We start from the raw sequence: 20,469 nt of genomic DNA, 5'->3' as shown, positions 1-20,469 counted from the left end.
CCATGGTGGAGGATTTCGCCTACCTGAACGCCCGGGTGCAGGCCCGCAGAGGCACCCTCCTCAAGGAGGCCTTTTTCCAGGAGGCCCTGGACCTTTCCTTCCCGGACTTTCTCCGCCTCCTTTCCGAGAGCGTGTACGGCGGGGAGCTTTCTGGCCAAGGCCTGCCCGAGGTGGACCGCGCCATAGGGCGCACCCAGGCCCGTCTGGTAGGGGATCTGCCCCGGCTGGTGGCTGGAGGGGTACGAGAGGCGGTGAGCTTTCTCCTCTTGCGCAACGACCTCTACAACCTGCAGGCTATCCTGCGGGCTAAGGCCACGGGGCGTTCCTTTGAGGAGGTGCTCCTGCTTCCCGGCACCTTAAAGGAGGCCCTGTGGCCTCAGGTATTTGCCGCTGCGGACGCCGCGGGGATGGCCCAGGTGTTGGCGGTGGCTGGCCACCCCTTGGCCCGGGTGCTTCGCAGCGTCCTCCGGGAGACCCAGGACCTGGCCCGGGTGGAGGCCCTCTTGGCCAAGCGCTTCTTTGAGGAGGTGGCCAAGGCCGCCCGCTCTTTGGAGGAGCCGGTTTTGCGGAACCACCTGGCCCTCGAGGTGGATGCAGAGAACCTGCGCACCGCTTTTAAGCTCCAGGGCGAGGACGCGTCTGTGGAAAGCGTTTTCATTCGGGGGGGGCGCTTCGTGGATCGGGTGCGTTTCGCCAGGCTCCTGGAAGGGGATTACGCCGTTTTGGATGAGCTGGCGGGTACCCCCTTTGCTCCCCTCTCCGGGGTGCGGGAGCTTAGGGCCTTGGAGAAGCGTTTGCGGTGCGTGCTCCTGGCGGAGGCCCGCAAGGGGGCCGTGGATCCCCAGGGGGCGGGTCCGGTACTGGCCTATGTTAAGGAGAGGGAGTGGGAGGCCATGCGCCTGAGGCTTTTGGTGAGGCGGGCTTACTTTGGGCTACCCCGCGCCCAGGTGGAGGAGGAGGTGAGGTGCCCGTGAGGATGGCGGTCATCGCCGATCCGGACGCCGCCCAGGGGTTCCGTCTGGCGGGCCTCGAGGCCTACCCCGCCGCCAGCCCCGAGGAGGCCAGGGCCCGGCTGGAGGAGCTGGTGCAGGCGGGAGGCTACGCCCTGGTGGCCGTGGACGGAGGGCTTTTGCCCGAGCCGGAGCGGGCGGTGGAAAGGCTCATGCGGGGCCGGGACCTGCCCGTTCTCCTCACCATCCCCGGTCTCAAGGAGGCCTTCCAGAGGCCCGATGTGGAGGGTTACATGCGGGAGCTGGTGCGGCGCACCATCGGCTTCGACATCAAGCTGTAAAATGGAGGGACGATGATCCAGGGCGTCATCCAGAAGATCGCGGGCCCGGCGGTGATCGCCAAGGGCATGACCGGGGCCCGGATGTACGACATCTGCAAGGTGGGCCAGGAGGGCCTGGTGGGGGAGATCATCCGCCTGGACGGGGACACGGCCTTCGTCCAGGTCTACGAGGACACCTCGGGCCTCAAGGTGGGGGAGCCCGTGGTCTCCACCGGCCTCCCCCTGGCGGTGGAGCTGGGCCCGGGGATGCTCAACGGCATCTACGATGGCATCCAGCGCCCTCTGGAACGCATTCAAGAGAGCACCGGCATCTACATCACCCGGGGCGTGGTGGTCCACGCCCTGGACCGGGAGAAGAAGTGGGCCTGGACCCCCAGGGTGAAGCCGGGGGACGAGGTGAGAGGGGGCATGGTCCTCGGCACCGTGCCCGAGTTCAACTTCACCCACAAGATCCTGGTGCCCCCGGACGTGAGGGGCCGGGTCAAGGAAGTGAAGCCCGCCGGGGAGTACACGGTGGAGGAGCCGGTGGTGGTCCTGGAGGACGGCACCCCCCTCAAGATGTACCACACCTGGCCCGTGCGCCGCGCCAGGCCCGTAGGGCGGAAGCTCGACCCCAACACCCCCTTCCTCACGGGCATGCGCATCCTGGACGTCCTCTTCCCCGTGGCCATGGGAGGGACCGCCGCCATCCCGGGGCCCTTTGGCAGCGGCAAGACCGTGACCCAGCAGTCCCTGGCCAAGTGGTCCAACGCCGACGTGGTGGTCTACGTGGGTTGCGGGGAGCGGGGCAACGAGATGACCGACGTCTTGGTGGAGTTCCCCGAGCTCACCGACCCCAAGACCGGGGGGCCCCTCATGCACCGCACCGTGCTCATCGCCAACACCTCCAACATGCCCGTGGCCGCCCGGGAGGCCAGCATCTACGTGGGGGTGACCATCGCCGAGTACTTCCGCGACCAGGGCTTCGCCGTGGCCCTCATGGCCGACTCCACCAGCCGCTGGGCCGAGGCCTTGCGGGAGATCTCTAGCCGCCTGGAGGAGATGCCCGCGGAGGAGGGCTACCCCCCTTACCTGGCCGCCCGGCTGGCCGCCTTCTACGAGCGCTCGGGCAAGGTGGTCACCCTGGGGGGCGAGGAGGGGGCGGTGACCATCGTGGGCGCGGTTTCCCCTCCCGGCGGGGACATGTCCGAGCCCGTGACCCAGTCCACCCTGCGCATCGTGGGGGCCTTCTGGCGGCTCGATGCCTCCCTGGCCTTCCGCCGCCACTTCCCGGCTATCAACTGGAACGGCTCCTACTCCCTCTTCACCGGGGCCCTGGACCCCTGGTACCGGGAGCACGTGGCCCCCGATTACCCGGAGCTCCGAGACGCCATCTCCGAGCTCCTGCAACGGGAGGCGGGCCTGCAGGAGATCGTGCAGCTCGTGGGCCCCGATGCCCTGCAGGACGCGGAGCGCCTGGTCATCGAGGTGGGGCGCATCATCCGCGAGGACTTCCTGCAGCAAAACGCCTACCACGAGGTGGACGCCTACTGCTCCATGGGCAAGGCCTACGGCATCATGAAGATGATCCTCACCTTCTACAAGGAGGCGGAGGCCGCCATCCGGCGGGGGGTGACCATCGACGAGATCCTCGGCCTGCCCGTCACGGAGCGCATGGCCCGGGCCCGTTACGTGAGCGAGGAGGAGTTCCCCCGCTACCTCCAGGAGGCCATGGGGGAGATCGAGGGGGCCTTCAAGGCCCTGGCCTAAGGAGGGAAGATGGACCTTCTGAAGAAGGAGTACACGGGCATCACCTACATCTCGGGGCCTCTCCTCTTCGTGGAAAACGCCAAGGACCTGGCCTACGGGGCCATCGTGGACATCAAGGACGGCACCGGCCGGGTTCGCGGCGGCCAGGTGATCGAGGTCTCCGAGGAGTACGCGGTCATCCAGGTGTTCGAGGAGACCACGGGGCTGGACCTGGCCACCACCAGCGTGAGCCTGGTGGAGGACGTGGCCCGGCTGGGGGTTTCCAAGGAGATGCTGGGCCGGCGCTTCAACGGCATCGGCAAGCCCATCGACGGCCTGCCCCCCATCACCCCGGAGAAGCGCCTCCCCATCGTGGGCCTGCCCCTGAACCCCGTGGCCCGCAGGAAGCCGGAGGAGTTCATCCAGACCGGCATTTCCACCATCGACGTGATGAACACCCTGGTCAGGGGGCAGAAGCTCCCCATCTTTTCCGGCTCGGGCCTCCCCGCCAACGAGATCGCCGCCCAGATCGCCCGCCAGGCCACGGTGCGCCCCGACCTCTCCGGGGAGGGGGAGAAGGAGGAGCCCTTCGCCGTGGTCTTCGCCGCCATGGGGATCACCCAGCGGGAGCTCTCCTACTTCATCCAGGAGTTCGAGCGCACCGGGGCCCTGAGCCGCTCCGTCCTCTTCCTGAACAAGGCGGACGACCCCACCATCGAGCGCATCCTCACCCCCCGCATGGCCCTCACCGTGGCGGAGTACCTGGCCTTTGAGCACGACTACCACGTGCTCGTGATCCTCACGGACATGACCAACTACTGCGAGGCCCTGCGGGAGATCGGGGCGAGCCGCGAGGAGATCCCCGGGCGCCGCGGATACCCCGGCTACATGTACACGGACCTGGCCACCATCTACGAGCGGGCCGGGGTGGTGGTGGGCAAGAAGGGGTCCGTGACCCAGATTCCCATCCTCTCCATGCCCGACGACGACCGCACCCACCCCATCCCTGACCTCACGGGCTACATCACCGAGGGGCAGATCCAGCTCTCCCGGGAGCTCCACCGCAAGGGCATCTACCCGCCCATCGACCCCCTGCCTTCCCTCTCCCGGCTCATGAACAACGGGGTGGGGAAGGGCAAGACCCGGGAGGACCACAAGCAGGTTTCCGACCAGCTCTACTCCGCCTACGCCAACGGGGTGGACATCCGCAAGCTGGTGGCCATCATCGGCGAGGACGCCCTCACGGAGAACGACCGCCGCTACCTGCAGTTCGCCGAGGCCTTCGAGCGCCACTTCGTCAACCAGGGGCAGGGGAACCGCTCCATCGAGGAGAGCCTGCAGATCGCCTGGAGCCTGCTCTCCATGCTGCCCCAGGGGGAGCTCAAGCGTATCTCCCGGGACCACATCGGCAAGTACTACGGGCAGAAGCTGGAGGAGGTCTGGGGTACCCAGGCCCTATGAGCCTCTCCCGGCCCCGGATGGGGGCCCCTAAGGAGGAAAGGGCATGAGCCAGGTGAGCCCAACCCGGATGAACCTCCTGCAGCGGCGTGGGCAGCTTCGCCTCGCCCAGAAGGGGGTGGACCTCCTCAAGAAGAAGCGGGATGCTCTGGTGGCGGAGTTCTTCGGCCTGGTGCGGGAGGCCATGGCCGCCAGGCAGGCCCTGAACCGGGCCGCGGAGGAGGCCTACGGTACCCTGCTCCTGGCCCAGGCCTTCGACGGACCGGAAGGGGTGGCCGCCGCCACCCTGGGGGTGTCCCCCCTGGAGGGGGTGGGGGCCGAGGTGGAGAACGTCTGGGGCAGCAAGGTGCCGAGGCTCCGGGTGGCCTTCCCCAACGGGGCCTTCCTTTCCCCTGTGGGTACCCCTACCTATACCCTCGAGGCCCAGCGGGCCTTCCGTCGCTACGCCGAGGCCCTGGTCCAGGTGGCCAACACGGAAACCCGTCTCAAGAAGATCGGGGAGGAGATCCGGAAGACCACCCGCCGGGTGAACGCCCTGGAGCAGGTGGTGATCCCCGGGATCCGGGGGCAGATCCGCTTCATCCAGCAGGTGCTGGAGCAGAGGGAAAGGGAGGACACCTTCCGCCTGAAGCGCATCAAGGGCAAGATGGAAGCCCGGGAGGCGGAGGCGGAAGGGGCACGGCCAAACTCCCAGCTGGAGATTGGAGCTGGGCTTTAGGGGCCTTGGTGGTGGGTGGCTGAAAGGCCCCGGACCGAAGGGTCCGGGGCCTCGAGCCCTTGGCCCTATTCGGGCTTGGCCTCCTTCAGCATGTTGAGGAGCACGGTCTGCAGGATGCCCCCGTTCTTGTAGTAGTCCACCTCCACCTCCGTGTCCAGGCGGGCGATGGCCTTAAAGCGCACCTCGGTGCCGTCCTCCCTCCTCGCCACCACCTCCACCTCCTTGCGGGGGGAGAGGTCGGCAAGGCCCAGGAGGTCGTAGACCTCGTAGCCGGTGAGGCCTAAGGTTTCCCGGTTCTCCCCGGGGAGGAACTCCAGGGGCAGGACCCCCATGCCCACCAGGTTGGAGCGGTGGATGCGCTCGAAGCTCTCCGCTAGGACCGCCTTCACCCCCAGGAGGTAGGTGCCCTTGGCGGCCCAGTCGCGGCTACTGCCGGTGCCGTACTCCTTGCCGGCGATGACCAAAAGGGGCGTGCCCTCGGCCTTGTAGCGCATGGCCACGTGGTAGACGAAGTCCACCTCCCCCTCCGGAAGCTTCTTGGCGAAACCTCCTTCCACCCCATCCAGCATCAGGTTCTTGATGCGGATGTTGGCGAAGGTGCCCCGCATCATCACCTCGTGGTTGCCCCGGCGGGAGCCGTAGGAGTTGAACTCCTCCGGCTTGACTCCACGGGCGATCAGGTACTGGCCCGCGGGGCTCTTCACGGGGATGGCCCCGGCGGGGGAGATGTGGTCCGTGGTCACGGAGTCCCCCAGGACCAAAAGCGCCCTGGCCCCCCGGATATCCCCCACCTGGCGCCGGCCCAGCGCCTCGAAGAAGGGGGGGTTCTGGATGTAGGTGCTCCCGGGGTCCCAGCCGTAAAGCTCCCCGGTGGGGGCAGGCAGGGCCTGCCAGCGCTCGTCCCCCTCGAAGACCTTGCTGTACTCCTTCCGGAAGAGCTCGGGGTCCAGGGTCCGCCCGATGGCCTCCCGGATCTCCTCCATGGAGGGCCAGATGTCCTTGAGGTAGACGGGCCTGCCGTTGGGGTCATGGCCCAGGGGCTCGGTGGCGAAGTCGATGTCCATGCGCCCCGCCAGGGCGTAGGCCACCACCAGCATGGGGCTCGCCAGGTAGTTGGCCTTCACGTGGGGGTTGATGCGCCCTTCAAAGTTGCGGTTGCCGGAGAGGACCGCCGCCACCACCAGGTCCCCCTGCTCCACCGCACGGGCGATCTCCTCGGGCAGGGGGCCGGAGTTGCCGATGCAGGTGGTGCAGCCGTAGCCCACCACATGGAAGCGGAGGGCTTCCAGGAAGGGGAGGAGGCCGCTGTTCTCCAGGTAGTCCGTCACCACCTTGGAGCCCGGGGCCAGGGAGCTCTTCACCCAGGGCTTGGTGGTGAGCCCCGCCTCCACCGCCTTCTTGGCCAAAAGCCCCGCCCCCAGCATCACCGTGGGGTTGGAGGTGTTGGTGCAGCTGGTGATGGCGGCGATGACCACCGAGCCGTGCCCAAGCTCAAACTCCTCGTCCTGGCGCTTCACCAGCACCTTTTTGTCCAGCTGGTCCGGGGTAAGCCCGAAGCCCCTTTCCTTCACCGGCTTGGTGAGGTGCGCCAGGAAGCTCCCCTTCACCTCCTTGAGGGGCACCCGGTCCTGGGGCCGCTTGGGGCCGGCCAGGGAGGGCTCCACCGTGGAGAGGTCCAGCTCCAGGTGCTCGGAGTAGCGCACCCTTTCCTCGGCCTCCGGGGTACGGAAGAGGCCTGCCGCCTTGGTGTAGGCCTCCACCAGGGCGATGAGCTCCTCCGGGCGGCCCGTGAGCCTCAAATAGTTCAGGGTTTCCTCGTCCACGGGGAAGAAGCCCATGGTGGCCCCGTACTCGGGGGCCATGTTGGCGATGGTGGCCCGGTCGGCCAGGGAGAGCTTGGCCACCCCGGGGCCGTAGAACTCCACGAACTTGCCCACGACCCCGTGTTTACGGAGCATCTCGGTGATGGTGAGGACGAGGTCGGTGGCGGTGGCCCCTTCGGGAAGCTCCCCAAAGAGCTTGAAGCCCACCACCTTGGGGGCCAGCATGTAGTAGGGCTGGCCCAGCATGACCGCCTCCGCCTCGATGCCCCCCACCCCCCAGCCCAGGACCCCGAGGCCATTGACCATGGTGGTGTGGCTGTCCGTGCCCACCAGGCTGTCGGGGAAGGCCAGGGTGAGGCCGTCCCGCCTTTCGGTCATCACCACCTGGGCCAGGTACTCCAGGTTCACCTGGTGGACGATGCCCGTTCCCGGGGGCACCACGCGGAAGTTCTCCAGGGCGTTTTGCGCCCACTTGAGGAGGAGGTAGCGCTCCCGGTTCCGCTCGTACTCCTTCTCCACGTTGTAGAAGAAGGCGTAAGCGGTGCCGAAGGCGTCCACCTGCACCGAGTGGTCGATGACCAGGTCGGCGGGCACCACGGGGTTGATGCGCTTAGGGTCACCCCCTTGCCGGGCGATGGCCTCCCGCATGGCCGCCAGGTCCACCACCGCGGGTACGCCGGTGAAGTCCTGGAGGATGACCCGGGCCAGCTTCAGGGGCACGTTGATCTCCCCGGGCTCCGGTTGCCAGCGGGCCAGGGCCTCGATGTCCTCCCGGGTCACCTGGTAGCCGTCCTCGTTCCTGAGGAGGCTTTCCAGCATGACCCGAACGGCGAAGGGGAGGCGGCTCACCTCCGTCAGGCCGCGCCTCTCCAGCTCCGTGGGGTCGAAGTACGCGTAGGTGCCGCTAGGCGTTTCCAGGGTCTTTAGGGTCTTGAAGCTGTCCTTCATGCCCGCTCCTTTCCCTTCCCCCGAGGGGTCGAGGGCCGCACCAGCCAGTGGGTTTTGGGGGGAAGTTTCCCGAGGGGGGGCGCCCGCCCCGGCACCCCCCTAGCATAGCACGCTAGGGCAGGACCAGGGGAGCCGCTCCAACGAGCCGCTCGGGGGCGGCGTAGAGGCGGTAGCCGGTTTGGCGCACGTAGCAGGCCAGGGTGAGGCGGTAGTGCCGGGCCAGGGCCACCGCCCGGTCCATGGCCCCGGTGCGGCTTGCCAGGAGAGGGGCCTTCAGGGCCACGGCCTTGGCCGCCATCTCCTCCGAGACCCGCCCGGTGATGGCGATGAGGCAGGGCTCCCCCATCCGCCCTTCTAGGAGGAGCCAGCCCGCGAGCCGGTCCACGGCGTTGTGGCGGCCGATGTCCTCGGCCACGTGAAGGAGGCGGCCCTGCAGGTCGAAGAGGGCCGCCCCGTGGATGCCCCGGGTCCGCCGGTAGCCCGAGGCCGCCTCCTGGAGCTGGGCCACCATGCGCAGGGGCAGCTCGGGGTCCAGGGCCTCCCCCGGGGGTAGGGGTTGGAGGGGGCGGGAACCGTAGTGGCCGATCCCGGCGGCGCAGCCCGCGTAGCGGTGGGGCCTCAGGGGGGGCGGGGGGTAGGGGAGGTCCACGTGGAGGCGCCGGGCCTCGAGGTCTAGCCGGTAGCGCACCTCCTCCAGCGCCCCAAACACCCCGGAAAGCCAGAGGTGCCCCAGGCCCAAGGCCACTTCCCCCCCGGGACTGCAGGCCAGGGAGAGGTAGGGGGCCCCATTCAGGTGGATCTCCAGCTGCCCCTCCTGGGGCAGCTCGAAGCTTCCCGGCAGGAACTCACCCCGGCGGTACTCGTACATCCTCACGTGCCTCCAGGAGGGGCACCTGGGCCCTGAGCCAGGGCAGGTCCAGTCCCTCGGCGATGGCCACCTGCTGGGCTAGGAGGCGGTGGCCGCAGGCGTGGCAGCGGTAGAGGCGAAGGCCCCTTTCCCCGGGCAGGTAGTCCAGACGGTAGGGGTCGGTGTTGCCGCAGGCGGGGCACCCCACCCGGAGGTACAGCCAGCGGGTGTCGCAGCGGCTGCACACCAGGTAGCGGTGCCCGTCCCCTTCCAGGTAGGCCACGTCGGCCTCCCCCCCGCAAATGGGGCAGCGCCGGGGATAGGGGTAGGTGGGGGGCACCCGGGCTTCCTCCACCGCTTCCCGGGGCAGCCGGCCTTTTCCCAGGGGAACCAGGTGGCGCCGCAGGGCGTGGTGAAGACAAAGGGCCAGCAGGGCTTCCTCCTCGGGGGAAAGGCCTGGGGGAGGCTCGATCCCTCCCTGGGCCAAAGCCTCTTCCAACCAGGCTTCCACTCGGGCTGGGTCCAGGCCTTGCAGCCTGCGCGCCGCCCCCTCTAGGGCGGGCAGGTGGCGCCGCACCGCTGCCAGTACCTCCAGGAAGACCCGATGCCCCTTGGGGAAGCGTCCCTTTTGTGGGGGAGGGGCCTCGAGGCTTTCCAGTTCTCGTAACAGGTTCTCCAGGCTCACGGTTCAAATCTGACCGCTCATGAGGACCACGTGCCGCAGGAGGAGGCCGCCGGCCAGCACCAGGCCCGGAGCGAGGGCCAGCCGGCCGCGCCTGCGCAGCAAGGCCATGGGCAAGGCCAGACCCAGGAGGACGAAGCCCCAGAAGGCCCAGGCCAGGCTTCCCATCAGGGCCGCGTTCACAGAGGCTCGGGCCACGGGATAGACCCAAAGCAGGTGGAGGCCCAGGAGAAGCAGGGTGAGGAGGCTGAAGCGGAGCGCCAGGGCCGTAAGGGACTCCCGCCGGACCCCCAGCAGGTAAAGGGCCGCCGCCCCGGTGGCGAAGACCGAGGCCAGGAAGATGAAGGGCATGAGGGGGGTGGCGCTCCAGAAGGGCTTGTTCATGCTGCCGTAAAGGAGCACCCCAGGGTAGAGGCCAAGCAGGAGCAAAAGGACCGCCAGGAGGCCGTAAAAGCGCCGTAGGAACGCCAGCCGCCAAAGCCCCAGGAGGAGGAGGGGCACGGCCAGGAGGAGAAGGACCGCCCCCACCCAGGTGACCGAGCTCAGGCCCGTGGCTAGGTTGTGGGTCGTTCCCCCCAGGAACATGTTGGCGAAGCGCAAGGGCTGGCCCAGGTCGATGGTGAGGATGGCCCCGCCCAAGGCCAGGACGGCGAAGGCCAGGAGGGCCGGCTTGCGCAGGCTTTCTGGGGCCAGGAGGCCCCGCCTGACCATCATGGCCGCCAGCACAAAGGCCCCCACGCCTGCCCCGGCCAGCCAGAAGTACAGGGTGATCCAGAAGGGCCAGTCTGCGTGGACCCCGAGGGGGTTGGGGTAGTAGATCCCGATCTGGAGGGTGAGGAGAGAGGGGGGCATCACGCTTCCTCCTCCTTGTCCTTCTGCAGAGCCTCCCGCCGTTCGCTGAGCCAGCGGAAGCCCAGGAGGGAAAGGGCAGCCGCCGCCAGGGCACCGAAGCTCCACTTCTCCACGGTCTTGGCCCGCTGGCCCTTGACCGCCGTGGGTAGGCCGTAGGCCGAGGGGTGCTCCCGCAGGACGTACATTACGTGGGTGCCCCCGGCCTGATCCCCGTAGAGGTTGGCCCGGGGGTAACCCCTGGCCTTGAGCTCCTCCACCCGGCGCTCGGCATGGGCCCGCATCTCCTGGTAGCTGCCAAAGAGCAGGGCGTCCGTGGGGCAGGACTGGACGCAGGCGGGCTCCAGGCCGTTGTTGACCCGGTCGTAGCACAGGGTACATTTCTTGACCACCCCGGTCTTCTTGTCCATGTGCACCGCGTCCCAGGGGCAGGCCTGGACGCAGGCCCGGCAACCGATGCACTGCCGGTCGTCGATGAGCACCACCCCTCCGGGCCTAGGGGCGATGGCCCCGGTGGGGCAGGAGCCCACGCAGGGGGCGGAGGTGCAGTGCATGCAGGAGTTGCGGGTGAAGTGCCAGAAGATCTCCTCCCCCTGGGTGCCTTCGGTGAAGTGCATCTTGAGCCAGGTGTCGGCGGTGAGGAAAAGGGGGTTCTCGTAGGTGCCCCTGTTGGTGGTCTCCTCTCCGGGAAGGTCGTTCCACTGCTTGCAGGCCACCTGGCAGGCCTTGCAGCCGATGCAGCGGGCGGCGTCGAAGAGCATGGCGAAGTCCTGGCCCTTGGGGGCGGCCGCGTGGACCGGCAAAGGGATCTGAGCGCCAGCCATCTCTAGCCTCCTATCTCCGCGGGGGCGAGGCGCACCAGGGCCGCCTTGGTGCCGGGCATAAAGGTGTTGGGGTCGTGGGAGGAGGAGGTGAGAATGTTGGCGTTGGCCACCCGGCCCTGCAGGGCCTCGGGCAGCTTGCCCTGGTAGCCCCAGTGGATCACCAGGTTCACCTGGTGGGCCACCCTGTCCCCGAGCACCAGGGGGCGCATCCGGGGCGTCACCAAGGCCCGGGCGTAGGTGGCGCCGCGGGCACTTTCCAACCGGACCCACTGGCCGTTCCGGATGCCCAGCTCCCGGGCCAGCTCGGGGCTTATCTCCACGAAGGGGTCCGGCTGGAGCTCGAAGAGCCAGGGGACGTTCCGGGTCATCATGCCCGTGTGGAAGTGCTCCACCAGCCGCTTGGTGGTGAGGACGATGGGGAACTCCTCGGGCCCGCCCCAGGAGGTGACCCCTTCCACCCTCCACAGCTTGGCGATGGGGCTCGTGCCCTGGCCGTTCAGCCGGTTGGTCACCGGGGACTCAGGGGGCTCGTAGTGTTCCGGGAAGGGGCCGTCCACCATCTGGGCAGCGAAGAGCCGGCCCACCCCTTCGGGGAACATGATGAAGGGAAGGGTCCCGGGGGGGGCGGCCCCGTCGGGGACGTCCCCTTCCCAGCGGCCGGCCTCGGGGTTCCAGCGCACCAGCCATTTCCCGGGGTTGCGGGGGTTGCCCTGGAGGTCCACCGAAGCGCGGTTGTAGAGGATGCGTCGGTTGAGGGGCCAGGCAAAGCCCCAGTTATGGTAAAGGCCCAGGCCCAGGGGGTGGGTGTCCCTGGGGTCCCGCCGGGCCATCATGTTGCCTTCCTCGGTGAAGCAGCCCGTGTAGAGCCAGTTGCCGCAGGCGGTGGTGCCATCGTCCCTGAGTTCGGTGAAGGAGCTGAGCTGGCGGCCGGTACGCAGGTCCTTGCCGTTGATCTCCTTGGCGATCTCCTCCGTGACCTTGGGGGAGTAGTCCCACCAGGAGAGGCGCAGCAGGGGCTCGGGGAAGGCCCCGCCTTCCTCCCGGTAGAGCTGCCTCAGGCGCCTTAGGAGCTCGGTGAGGAACCAGATCTCATCCCGGGCCTGCCCGGGAGGATCCACCAGCTTGCTGGACCACTGGACCCAGCGCCCGGTATTGGTCATGCTCCCTTCCTTCTCCGCCCAGACCGCCGAGGGCAGGAGGAAGACCTCGGTGCGGTTTTGCGCTGGGTCGAAGCCCGGGCGCTTCCAGAAGGCGGCGGTTTCCGTTTCCATGGGGTCCAGGACCACCAGCCACTCCAGGCTCTCCAGGCCGCGCCAGATGGCCTTGGAATCCCCTCCGGAGACCGCGGGGTTCTGGCCGAAGGTGAAAAGCCCTTTGACCGCCCCCTTGAGGGCCCCGTAGAAGATGGCGTGGTGGGTATAGTCGGAGTCCTTGGCGGGGATGCCCCCCTTGTGGGGTCCCAGCTTGGGGAGGTAGCTGTAGGCTTCCTCGGGGTGAACCTCGGGCCACCAGGCCCGGAGCAGGCTGATGAAGTAGCGGGGGTAGTGCTGCCACCAGTTGACCGCTCCCGGGAGGACCGCCCGGGGCGTGCGGGTCCGGAGCCAGTCCTCCAGGGTGGGGTACTCCCGGGTAGGGATGCCCAGGTAGCCGGGCAGGTCGTGGTAGAGGAAGGCCATGTCCGTGGTGCCCTGGATGTTGCTGTGGCCGCGCATGGCGTTCACTCCGCCTCCGGGGATGCCGATGTTGCCCAAAAGGAGCTGGACGATGGCGTAGCCCCGGATGTGCTGGGCCCCGTAGGTGTGCTGGGTGGCCCCCATGGCATAGGTGATGACCCCGGCCCGGTCCGGCCGGCCGGTGGAGGCGTAAAGCTCGTAGGCAGCCAGAATCTTCTCCTTGGGCGCCCCCGTGACCGCAGCCACCGTGTCCAGGTCGTAGCGGCTGTACTGGCGCTTGAGGAGCTGGAACACCGTCTGGGGGTCCTCGAGGGTGGGGTCCCGCCGGACCATCCCGTTCTCGTCCAGCTGATAGCTCCAGGTGGAGCGGTCGTAGGCCCCGCGGTAGAAGGGGTTGTCCTCCAGGGGGACGAAGCCGCTGAAGACCCCGTCCAGGTCCGTGGCGGTCCGGAAGTCGGGGTGGACCAGGAAGGAGGCGTTGGTGTACTCCCGCACGTAGTACTCGTCGTAGAGCCCGTTGTCAAGGATGTACTTGATGAGGCCTCCCAGGAAGGCGATGTCCGTGCCCGTGCGGATGGGTACGTAGAGGTCAGCCACGGAGGCGGAGCGGTTGAAGGTAGGGTCCACCACGATGATCTTCGCTCCCCGTTCCTTGGCCTCCACGATCCAGCGGAAGGCCAGGGGGTGGTTTTCCGCCGGGTTGCCCCCTTGGATCAGGACTACGTCGGCGTTTTTGAAGTCGATGGAGTGGTTGGTCATGGCCCCGCGGCCGAAGCTGTTGCCCAGGGCGGGAACCGTGGTGGAGTGGCAGATGCGGGCCTGGTGCTCCAGGTACATACACCCCAGGGCCCGGAAGAACTTGGTGAGGGCGTAGGCCACCTCGCTGTGCAAGGTGGCGCAGCCCAGACCGGCGATGGCCTCGGTGCGGTTAACGGTGAAGCCGTCGTCGTCCTTTGCGATCCAGTGGCGATCGCGGGTGTCCTTGACGAGGCGGGCGATCCGGTCCAGGGCGAACTCCCAGTCCCGCTCCTCCCAGTCCTTAGCCCCGGGGGCGCGGTAGAGGACTTTGGTGTTGCGGAAGGGGCTTTGCAAAAAGCCCCGCATGCTGGTGCCCTTGGGGCAGAGGGCCCCTTGGTTGATGGGGCCGTTGGGGTTTCCCTCGATGTTCACCACCTTGCCCTCCTGGACGGCACCGATGGCGCTACACCCCACGGCGCAGTAGGGGCAGATGATGGGGATTTCCCCTACGGGCTTGTGCAGGACGGGCAAGGCCGAGGGGGAGAGGGCGGCCCTTGCGGAAAACCAAAAGGAGCCGGCAGCTACCCCCCCTCCGATCTTCAGGAACTTGCGGCGGCTTAGGGTTTCCTGGCCCATACACACCTCCTTGGGGGAATTCCAAGGGTTGCTCTAGGCTAGGAGGGGAATTCCTTAAGGCTGTATACCCCCCTTAGGGTTGTTGCGGGGAGTATAAAGGTCCCTACCCGGAGGGTCAAGCAGCAAGCTCACCTTTGCGGGACCCGGCCCCTTCACCAACGGGCGTCCGGGTCCCGCCACCCCTCCCCCAGGGAGGGGTCTTTGGCCTGCCCCGCCTGGGCCAGGAAATGGGCGTAGGCCAGGAGGCCTGCCAGGAAGGCAAGGGCGCTCATCCCCTTCAGCCAGGGGGCCAGGAGGCCCAAAAGGGGGAGCCCCGCTCCCAGCCGTAGAGCGAGGCGCTCCCCCCGTGCCAGGGCTTCCACGAACCCCGGACCCTGCCGGCCGATCTCCAGCAGGACGAGGCCCAGGTGGGCCAGAGCAGCGGTCGGCAAGAGCCAGGCCGGGAGCGTGGCGGGGTGGAGGAGGAGCAGGGTGGCCGCGCCCAGGGCCACGGCCTGGACCCCCAGGCTGAGGGGCAGCAAGGGGCTCAGCCACAAGGAGGTGGAGCCTACCTGGCGGAAAAGGTAGGCGGTGTAGGCCGCGTTCATGAGGGCCAGGGGCAGGCCGAGCCCTGCCAGGAGGGGGTAAAGCCCCGTCCAGTCCAGCAGGCTGACCAGGAGGTGCAGGCCCAGGAGCCCTCCGAAGGCGGTGAGCAGGTAGGCTCCCCGGGTGAGCCAGCTCTGGGGCCGTCCCAGGAGTACCTTGTAGAAGCGCTCGGGATGCCCTAGCTCGGAGACCAGCAGCCCGGCGGTGAGGACCAGGAAAAAGAGGGCCAAGAGGGGGATTTGCCAGCGCCAGAGGGGGTGGTCGGGGCCCAGATCCCCCAGGAGCAGAAGGGCACCGCCCACCAGGTAAAGGCCGCTGGCCAGCCCCTTGGTCCAGGTGTAGAGGCTCAGGCGGACATCCCAGGGTCTTTTCCGGGCCATGCTTCCATCTTCCATTATGGGGCGGCCGGGGCGGACCGCCGGGACTGGGGCAAGGGGGGCGCCTCCAGGCCCAGGCTCTCCAGAAAGAGGAGGACCTCCTCGGCGATCCCCCGCCAGAGCTCTTCCCGGGGCCGGGTGGCGGGCCGGTCTCCCCGCTGCGCCCCGTAGGCCCCGAAGCCCGCGTGGTTCAGGCCTTCCAGGAAGACCACCCGGGCGCCCCGGGGCAGGCGCCGGGCCTTTTCCCGGGCCTCCTCAGGGGGCAGGAGGCCGTCCTCCGTGCCGTAAAGGGCCAGGGTGGGGAAGCGCTCCCCCGAGAGGTCGGCCTCGGGGTAGCTGGCGAAGAGGACCAGAGGGAGGCCCTCCCGGGCGGCCACCTCCGCCGCGGCCACCCCGCCCAGGCTGTGCCCCCCTACCACCAGGGGAAGGCCGGGGTGGGCCCTCCCAGCCTCCAGGGCCCTTTCCCGGGCCAGGAGGGCGATGCCCGAGGGGACCTCCAGGAGGGCCACCAGGTACCCGGCCTCGGCCACGGGGGCCAGGACGGGGGCGTAGGCCAAAGGCTCCACCCGGGCCCCGGGGTAGAAGGCCAGGAGGGCCTTGGGGGCCCGGGGGATGAGCTCCAGACCGTACGGGGCCTCCCGCGCCTCCAGGCCGGGGCGGAGGAGGGCCTCCCGGGCCAGGCCCTCCGCCCTGAGGGGCCTGAGGAAGTGGTAGGACACCCCCACCACCCCCGCCGCCAGGAGGGTGGCGGCCAGGAGGAAGAGGAGGAGGAGCTTCCGGGCGTCCACGGCTCACCTCAGGGCAGGGGCTTCCTCCCTGGGCCTCTTTGCCCGCCGCCTCCCCTCGAAGGCGTAGAAGGCCGCGGGGACCACGAAGAGGGTGAGGAGGGCGGAGGTGGAAACCCCCCCTAGGATGATGGCCCCCAGGGGCCTGCGGTACTCCGTCCCCTCCCCTAGGGAAAGGAGGATGGGCAGGCTGATGACCAGGAGGGTCAGGGTGGTCATGAGGATGGGCCGGAAGCGGAGGCGGGCGGCCTCCAGCAGGGCCGTGCGCAGGTCGGTGGCCTCCAGCCGGCGCACGGTGAAGTCCAGGAGGAGGATGGCGTTTTTGGTGACCAGGCCGATGAGGATCACCAGGCCCAGGACGCTGATCACGTCCAGGCCCAGCCCCAGGAGGTAGACCCCCCAAAGGGCTCCCGCCACCGCCAGGGGGACGGGCAGGAAGAGGTAAAGGGGGAAGCGCCAGGCGTTGAACTGGCTGGCGATCACCAGGTAGTTCAGCACCAGGGCCAGGGCGAAGGCGAAGGGGGCCAGTTCCGCCAGGTCCTGGGTGAGGCTGGCGATCCCCGTGGGCACCAGGCTGAGGCCCGCCAGCAGCCCCTCCCCCTCCAGAAGCTCCCGGATCTCCGCCTGCACCTGGAACTGCCCCGGGGCCTCCGGCCGCAGGAAGAGGTTCACCCCCGCGCTCCACCCCCCGTTCAGGCGGCTTAGGGTGGTGGGGGCGGGCTCGCTGGTGAACCTCCCCACCTGGGAGAGGGGAAGGGCCGCCTGACGGGCGGGGGAGAAGATGGGGAGGGCGAGGAGGTCCCCCTCGCTTCTCACCCGCAAGGGGTCCGCCTGGACCAGGATGGGGTATTCCCGCTCCCCACCGCGGGCGGTGGCCGCCTCCACCCCCGCCAGGTAGGCCCGTAAGGTGAGGGCCACCTCCTGGGGGGTGAGGCCGGCCTGGGCCAGGCGGGCGGGGTCGGGGCGGAAGACCCGTTCGAAGCCCGCCCCGTCCAGGGTGCTCCGGGCCTCCTCCACGTAGGGCAGGGTTTGGATGGCCTCGAGGATCCGCGGCACCCGCTCCTCCAGGAGGGCCCGGCTGGGGGCGGTGAGGGTGAGCTGCAGGTCCGCGTCCCCGGCCTCGGGCCCGGTCTGGGCGAAGACCCGCAGGCTCGCCCCGGGGAAGTCCCTCAGGGCCTCCTCCCCCAGGGCCTGGAGCCGGGCCTCCACCGCCCGGATGGGGTCCCGCTCCCGCTTGGGCCTGAGGGTGACCTGCAGCTCCCCCCGGGCGGGGTTGGCCGCCCCCAGCCCCCCGATGGTCCGGGCCCCGGTGGTGGCCAGGACGCTCTTCACCGCGGGGTCGGCCAGGAAGAGGGCCTCCAGGCGCCGCACCGCGCCGTCTGCGACCAGGAGAGGGGTGCCTTCGGGGAGGCGGAGGGTGACGGTGAGGCGGCCGGTGTCGCTGGCCGCCACGAAGCTGAAGGGGATGCGGGGCAGGAGGAGGAGCCCCGAGGCGAAGAAGAGGAGGCCGAGCCCCAAGGGGAGCCAGGGGCGCCCCAGGGTCCAGTCCAGGAGGCCCACATAGCCCGAGGCCACCCGGTCCGTCCCCCGTTGCACCCCCTGCCAAAGGGCCCGCACCAGGGCCCCCAGCAGGTCCAGGAAGAGCCTCCCCCCGTAGCGCAGGAGGCCCGCCAGGAGGGGGGTGAGGAGGGCCAGGAGGGCCAGGGGGGGCTGGAGCCGGTAAAGGAGGGCGGCCAGGCCCAGGGCCAGGGCCCAGAAGAGGGGGCTTCTGGGGGCCTCCCGGAACCCGAAGCGCAGGTCCTGGGGCAGGAGGCGCAGGGCCCGGAGGGCCTCCTTGAGGGGCGGGGGCTCGGGGTCGGGCAGGTAGGCCAGGCGCACGGTGAGGAAGAGGAAGGCCTCCAGGTAGCTCACGGCGATGGCCGCCGCCACCCCCAGGGCGAACTGGCGGAAGATGTCCCCGATGAGCCCGGGGAGGAAGCTGATGGGGAGGAAGACCGCCAGGAGGCTGAGGGTGGCCGCCCCCACGGCGGCGCTCACCTCGCTGGCCCCCCGGATCACCGCCTCCTTGGGAGGGAGGCCCATCTTGCGGTAGCGGTCGATGTTCTCCGTGACCACGATGGAGTCGTCCACCACGATGCCCACCGCCACGATCAGGGCCAAGAGGGTGAGGAGGTTGAAGGTGAAGCCCAGGACCCCGAAGAGGAGGAGGGCCCCCGAGAGGGTGATGGGGATGGCCAGCAGGACGGAGAACACCGAGTTGAGCTGGCCCAGGAAGAGGAGGACGGTGAGGGCCACGGCCAGGGAGGCCAGGAGGACCTCCCGCCCCGTGTCCCGCACGGCGTTGCGGATGGCCTCCGTGGTGTCGAAGGCGGGGAGGATCCGGTACCCCTCAGGCAGGGGGATCTCCGCCAGCTGCCGCAGCACCCCGTCCGCCACCGCCACGGCGTTGCCCTCGGGGGTCTTGACCACGGCCAGCTGGACCACGGGGCGGCCGTTGAAGCGGCTCAGGGTCTCCGCCCCTTCCGCCTCCAGGCTGACCCGCCCCAGGTCCCGCACCCGCAGGCCCCGCACGGGGTCCACCAGGACCTCCGCCACCTCCTCCGGGGTCCTGGGGGTGCTGCGCAGGGTGAGGATCTGCCGCCGCCCGTCCTCCAGGCTCCCCAGGGGCAGGGAGACCGCGGCCTGGCCGATGGCCTGGCTCACCTGGAGGGGGCTCACGCCGAAAAGGCGCAGCCGGTCAGGGTCCAGGTAGACCCGGATGGCCTCCCTGGGGGCTCCCGCCAGGCGCACCTCCGCCACCCCGGGCACCTGCTGCAGCCTGGGCTTGACCCCTTCCTCCGCCAGCCGTCCCAGCTCCGCCAGGCTGGCCCCCGGCCCCTCCAGGGCCAGGAAGAGGATGGGGAAGGCGGTGGGGTCGAACTTCTGCACCACGGGGGCGGAGGCGTCCCGGGGGAGGCGGTCGCGGACGGCGGCCACCTTCTGGGAGACCTCCACCAAGGCCTGGTCCACGTTCACCCCCTGCTGGAACTGGACGAAGATCAGGGCGAACCCCTCCCCGGCGTTGGCCCCGATCTGGTCCACCCCTGCCAGGGTGGCCAGGGCGTCCTCCAGGGGGCGCACCACCTCCTCCACCACCTCCTCCGGGCCCGCCCCCGGGTAGCTGGCGGTCACCGCCACCACCGGGAAGGTGAAGCGGGGCAGGAGCTCCACCCCCAGGCGGCTTCCCAGGAGCAGGCCCACCAGGACCACCCCCAGGAAGAGGGCGGTGGCGAAGACGAAGCGCTCCACGAAGAAGCTCACCAGGCGGTTCTCCCTCACCGCACCACCTCCACCCTATCCCCGTCCCTGAGCCCTTCGGGCACGGGAAAGACCAGCAGGCTCCCCGGAGGGAGGCCCGCCACCGCTGCCAGCTCCCCCTCCTGGGCCAGGAGGCGCACGGGGGTGCTACGGGCCTCCCCCTCCACCACCCGGAAGACCTGGGCCTCCCCGCCCCGGACCACCAGGGCCCCCGCGGGGACCAAGACGCCCTCCGCCAGGGGCAGGGGGAAGCGGACCTCCGCCGCCCCCGGCAGGAGGCCGCTCCCCTCGGCGGGCTGCAGGACCACCTCCACCAGCTGGGCCTGCCCGGGAAGGTCCGTGCGCCGCAGGAGCCGGGCCTCCGCCTCCACCCCTCCCTGGACCAGGCGGAAGGGGGTTCCCGGCCCCAGGCGGGCCGCCTCCTCCGGGGGCAGGAGGGCCTTGGCCAGGAGGCTTTGGGGCGTGGCCAGGCGGAAGGCGGGGCTTCCCGTGCCCAAAAACTCCCCCTCCCGCACCAGGACCTCCACCACCTCCCCGGCGAAGGGGGCCCGGACCACGCTTTCCCGCAGGGCCCGCTCCGCCTGGGCCACCTGGAGGCGGGCCGCCTCCACCTGGAGCTCCAGGAGCCTGAGGTCCTCGGCCCGTTCCAGCCGCTCCAGGGCCTCCTTGGCGTTTTCGTAGGCGCCCTCCGCCTGGCGGAGCTGGGCCTCCAGGCCCTGGAGGTCCAGGGGGGCCAGGGCCCCGGCCTGGAGGAGGGCCTGCCCTTCGACGTAGCGCCTCCTCGCCGCCTCCAGCTGCACCTCCGCCGCCCGGAGCTGGGCCAGGAGGGCAGCCCGGCTCCCCAAGAGCTGGTTCCGGGTCCGCTCCAGGTTGGCCTCGGCCTGCCTCAGGGCCAGCCGGGCCCCTTCCAGGGCCTCCCGGAAGGGGGCGGGGTCCAGGAAGACCACCCCTTCCCCCGCCCCCACCCGGGTGCCCGCGGGAAGGGCCCGCACCACCCGGCCCGAGGCCCCGGCGGCCACCAGGCTCTCCCGCTCGGGCCGCAGGGTGGCCGAGGCCCGGGCCTCCCGTTCCAGGAGGCCCGGCCGGGCCTCCACCACCCGCACCTGGGCCGCCAGGGCCGGGGGGGAGGGGGCCTCCTGGGGGGGCTCGGCCCGCCGGGGGGCGCAGGCGGCGAGGACCAGAAGGAGGAGCAGCAGGTAGGGCCGCATCT

15 protein-coding genes are annotated in these 20,469 nt (G+C 69.8%); 5 read left to right on the top strand and 10 right to left on the bottom strand.

The window, feature by feature from the left end; translation table 11 throughout:
• Window positions 1–2 precede the first annotated feature (2 nt).
• From ETP66_RS04490 to atpD, 5 genes are read left to right on the top strand one after another with little or no spacing between them, the layout of a single operon-like run.
• Window positions 3–974: a V-type ATPase subunit gene (locus tag ETP66_RS04490; RefSeq protein WP_130841034.1), complete on the top strand. Its 972-nt coding sequence runs from the start codon at window positions 3–5 to the stop codon at window positions 972–974.
• A 2-nt stretch (window positions 975–976) separates the two neighbouring features.
• A complete protein-coding gene (atpF, locus tag ETP66_RS04485; RefSeq protein WP_130841126.1) occupies window positions 977–1,291 on the top strand; it encodes a V-type ATP synthase subunit F in 315 nt (104 codons plus the stop codon).
• A gap of 12 nt (window positions 1,292–1,303) precedes the next feature.
• Complete coding sequence (locus ETP66_RS04480; RefSeq protein WP_130841032.1) at window positions 1,304–3,040, top strand: V-type ATP synthase subunit A; 1,737 nt, start codon at window positions 1,304–1,306, stop codon at window positions 3,038–3,040.
• Window positions 3,041–3,049: 9 nt separating this feature from the next.
• On the top strand, window positions 3,050–4,480 hold the full coding sequence (locus ETP66_RS04475; protein WP_130841030.1) for a V-type ATP synthase subunit B: 1,431 nt from the start codon (window positions 3,050–3,052) through the stop codon (window positions 4,478–4,480).
• 43 nt (window positions 4,481–4,523) lie between these two features.
• Window positions 4,524–5,195 (top strand): V-type ATP synthase subunit D, encoded by a 672-nt coding sequence (atpD, locus tag ETP66_RS04470; RefSeq protein WP_130841028.1) that lies wholly within the window; start codon window positions 4,524–4,526, stop codon window positions 5,193–5,195.
• 65 nt (window positions 5,196–5,260) lie between these two features.
• On the opposite strand, the gene acnA is transcribed toward atpD, so the two are convergent.
• The 10 genes from acnA to ETP66_RS04420 all read right to left on the bottom strand — a co-directional run bounded on the left by acnA (window position 5,261) and on the right by ETP66_RS04420 (window position 20,467).
• Window positions 5,261–7,966: an aconitate hydratase AcnA gene (acnA, locus tag ETP66_RS04465; protein WP_130841026.1), complete on the bottom strand. Its 2,706-nt coding sequence runs from the start codon at window positions 7,964–7,966 to the stop codon at window positions 5,261–5,263.
• A 112-nt stretch (window positions 7,967–8,078) separates the two neighbouring features.
• Window positions 8,079–8,834 carry a formate dehydrogenase accessory sulfurtransferase FdhD gene (locus ETP66_RS04460; RefSeq protein WP_130841024.1) on the bottom strand — a complete coding sequence of 252 codons (756 nt, stop codon included), beginning with the start codon at window positions 8,832–8,834 and terminating at the stop codon, window positions 8,079–8,081.
• On the bottom strand, window positions 8,812–9,498 hold the full coding sequence (locus tag ETP66_RS04455) for a formate dehydrogenase accessory protein FdhE domain-containing protein (RefSeq protein ID WP_130841022.1): 687 nt from the start codon (window positions 9,496–9,498) through the stop codon (window positions 8,812–8,814). Before ETP66_RS04455 ends, ETP66_RS04460 begins: the two co-directional genes overlap by 23 nt.
• A 3-nt stretch (window positions 9,499–9,501) precedes the next feature.
• Window positions 9,502–10,347 (bottom strand): NrfD/PsrC family molybdoenzyme membrane anchor subunit, encoded by an 846-nt coding sequence (gene nrfD / locus ETP66_RS04450; RefSeq protein WP_130841020.1) that lies wholly within the window; start codon window positions 10,345–10,347, stop codon window positions 9,502–9,504.
• Window positions 10,347–11,168 carry a 4Fe-4S dicluster domain-containing protein gene (locus tag ETP66_RS04445; protein ID WP_130841018.1) on the bottom strand — a complete coding sequence of 274 codons (822 nt, stop codon included), beginning with the start codon at window positions 11,166–11,168 and terminating at the stop codon, window positions 10,347–10,349. The genes nrfD (ETP66_RS04450) and ETP66_RS04445 overlap by 1 nt, the downstream gene beginning before the upstream one ends.
• Window positions 11,169–11,170: 2 nt before the next feature.
• Window positions 11,171–14,215, bottom strand: a complete 3,045-nt coding sequence (gene fdnG / locus ETP66_RS04440) for a formate dehydrogenase-N subunit alpha (protein WP_130841017.1) — start codon at window positions 14,213–14,215, stop codon at window positions 11,171–11,173.
• A 152-nt stretch (window positions 14,216–14,367) separates the two neighbouring features.
• Window positions 14,368–15,180 (bottom strand): NrfD/PsrC family molybdoenzyme membrane anchor subunit, encoded by an 813-nt coding sequence (gene nrfD, locus ETP66_RS04435; RefSeq protein WP_161569065.1) that lies wholly within the window; start codon window positions 15,178–15,180, stop codon window positions 14,368–14,370.
• A gap of 14 nt (window positions 15,181–15,194) precedes the next feature.
• Window positions 15,195–15,965 carry an alpha/beta hydrolase gene (locus tag ETP66_RS04430; RefSeq protein WP_130841013.1) on the bottom strand — a complete coding sequence of 257 codons (771 nt, stop codon included), beginning with the start codon at window positions 15,963–15,965 and terminating at the stop codon, window positions 15,195–15,197.
• Between the two features lie 3 nt (window positions 15,966–15,968).
• The gene (locus tag ETP66_RS04425) at window positions 15,969–19,280 is read right to left on the bottom strand and encodes an efflux RND transporter permease subunit (protein WP_130841012.1); all 3,312 of its coding nucleotides are present in this window, start codon (window positions 19,278–19,280) and stop codon (window positions 15,969–15,971) included.
• Window positions 19,277–20,467, bottom strand: coding sequence for an efflux RND transporter periplasmic adaptor subunit (locus ETP66_RS04420; protein ID WP_130841010.1), 1,191 nt, complete (start codon window positions 20,465–20,467; stop codon window positions 19,277–19,279). Before ETP66_RS04420 ends, ETP66_RS04425 begins: the two co-directional genes overlap by 4 nt.
• Between the last annotated feature and the right edge of the window lie 2 nt (window positions 20,468–20,469).

This window comes from Thermus thermamylovorans (assembly GCF_004307015.1).
Taxonomy (GTDB): domain Bacteria; phylum Deinococcota; class Deinococci; order Deinococcales; family Thermaceae; genus Thermus; species Thermus thermamylovorans.
Note: the sequence above shows the minus strand (reverse complement) of the source record. Positions and strands in the feature narration are given on the sequence as shown.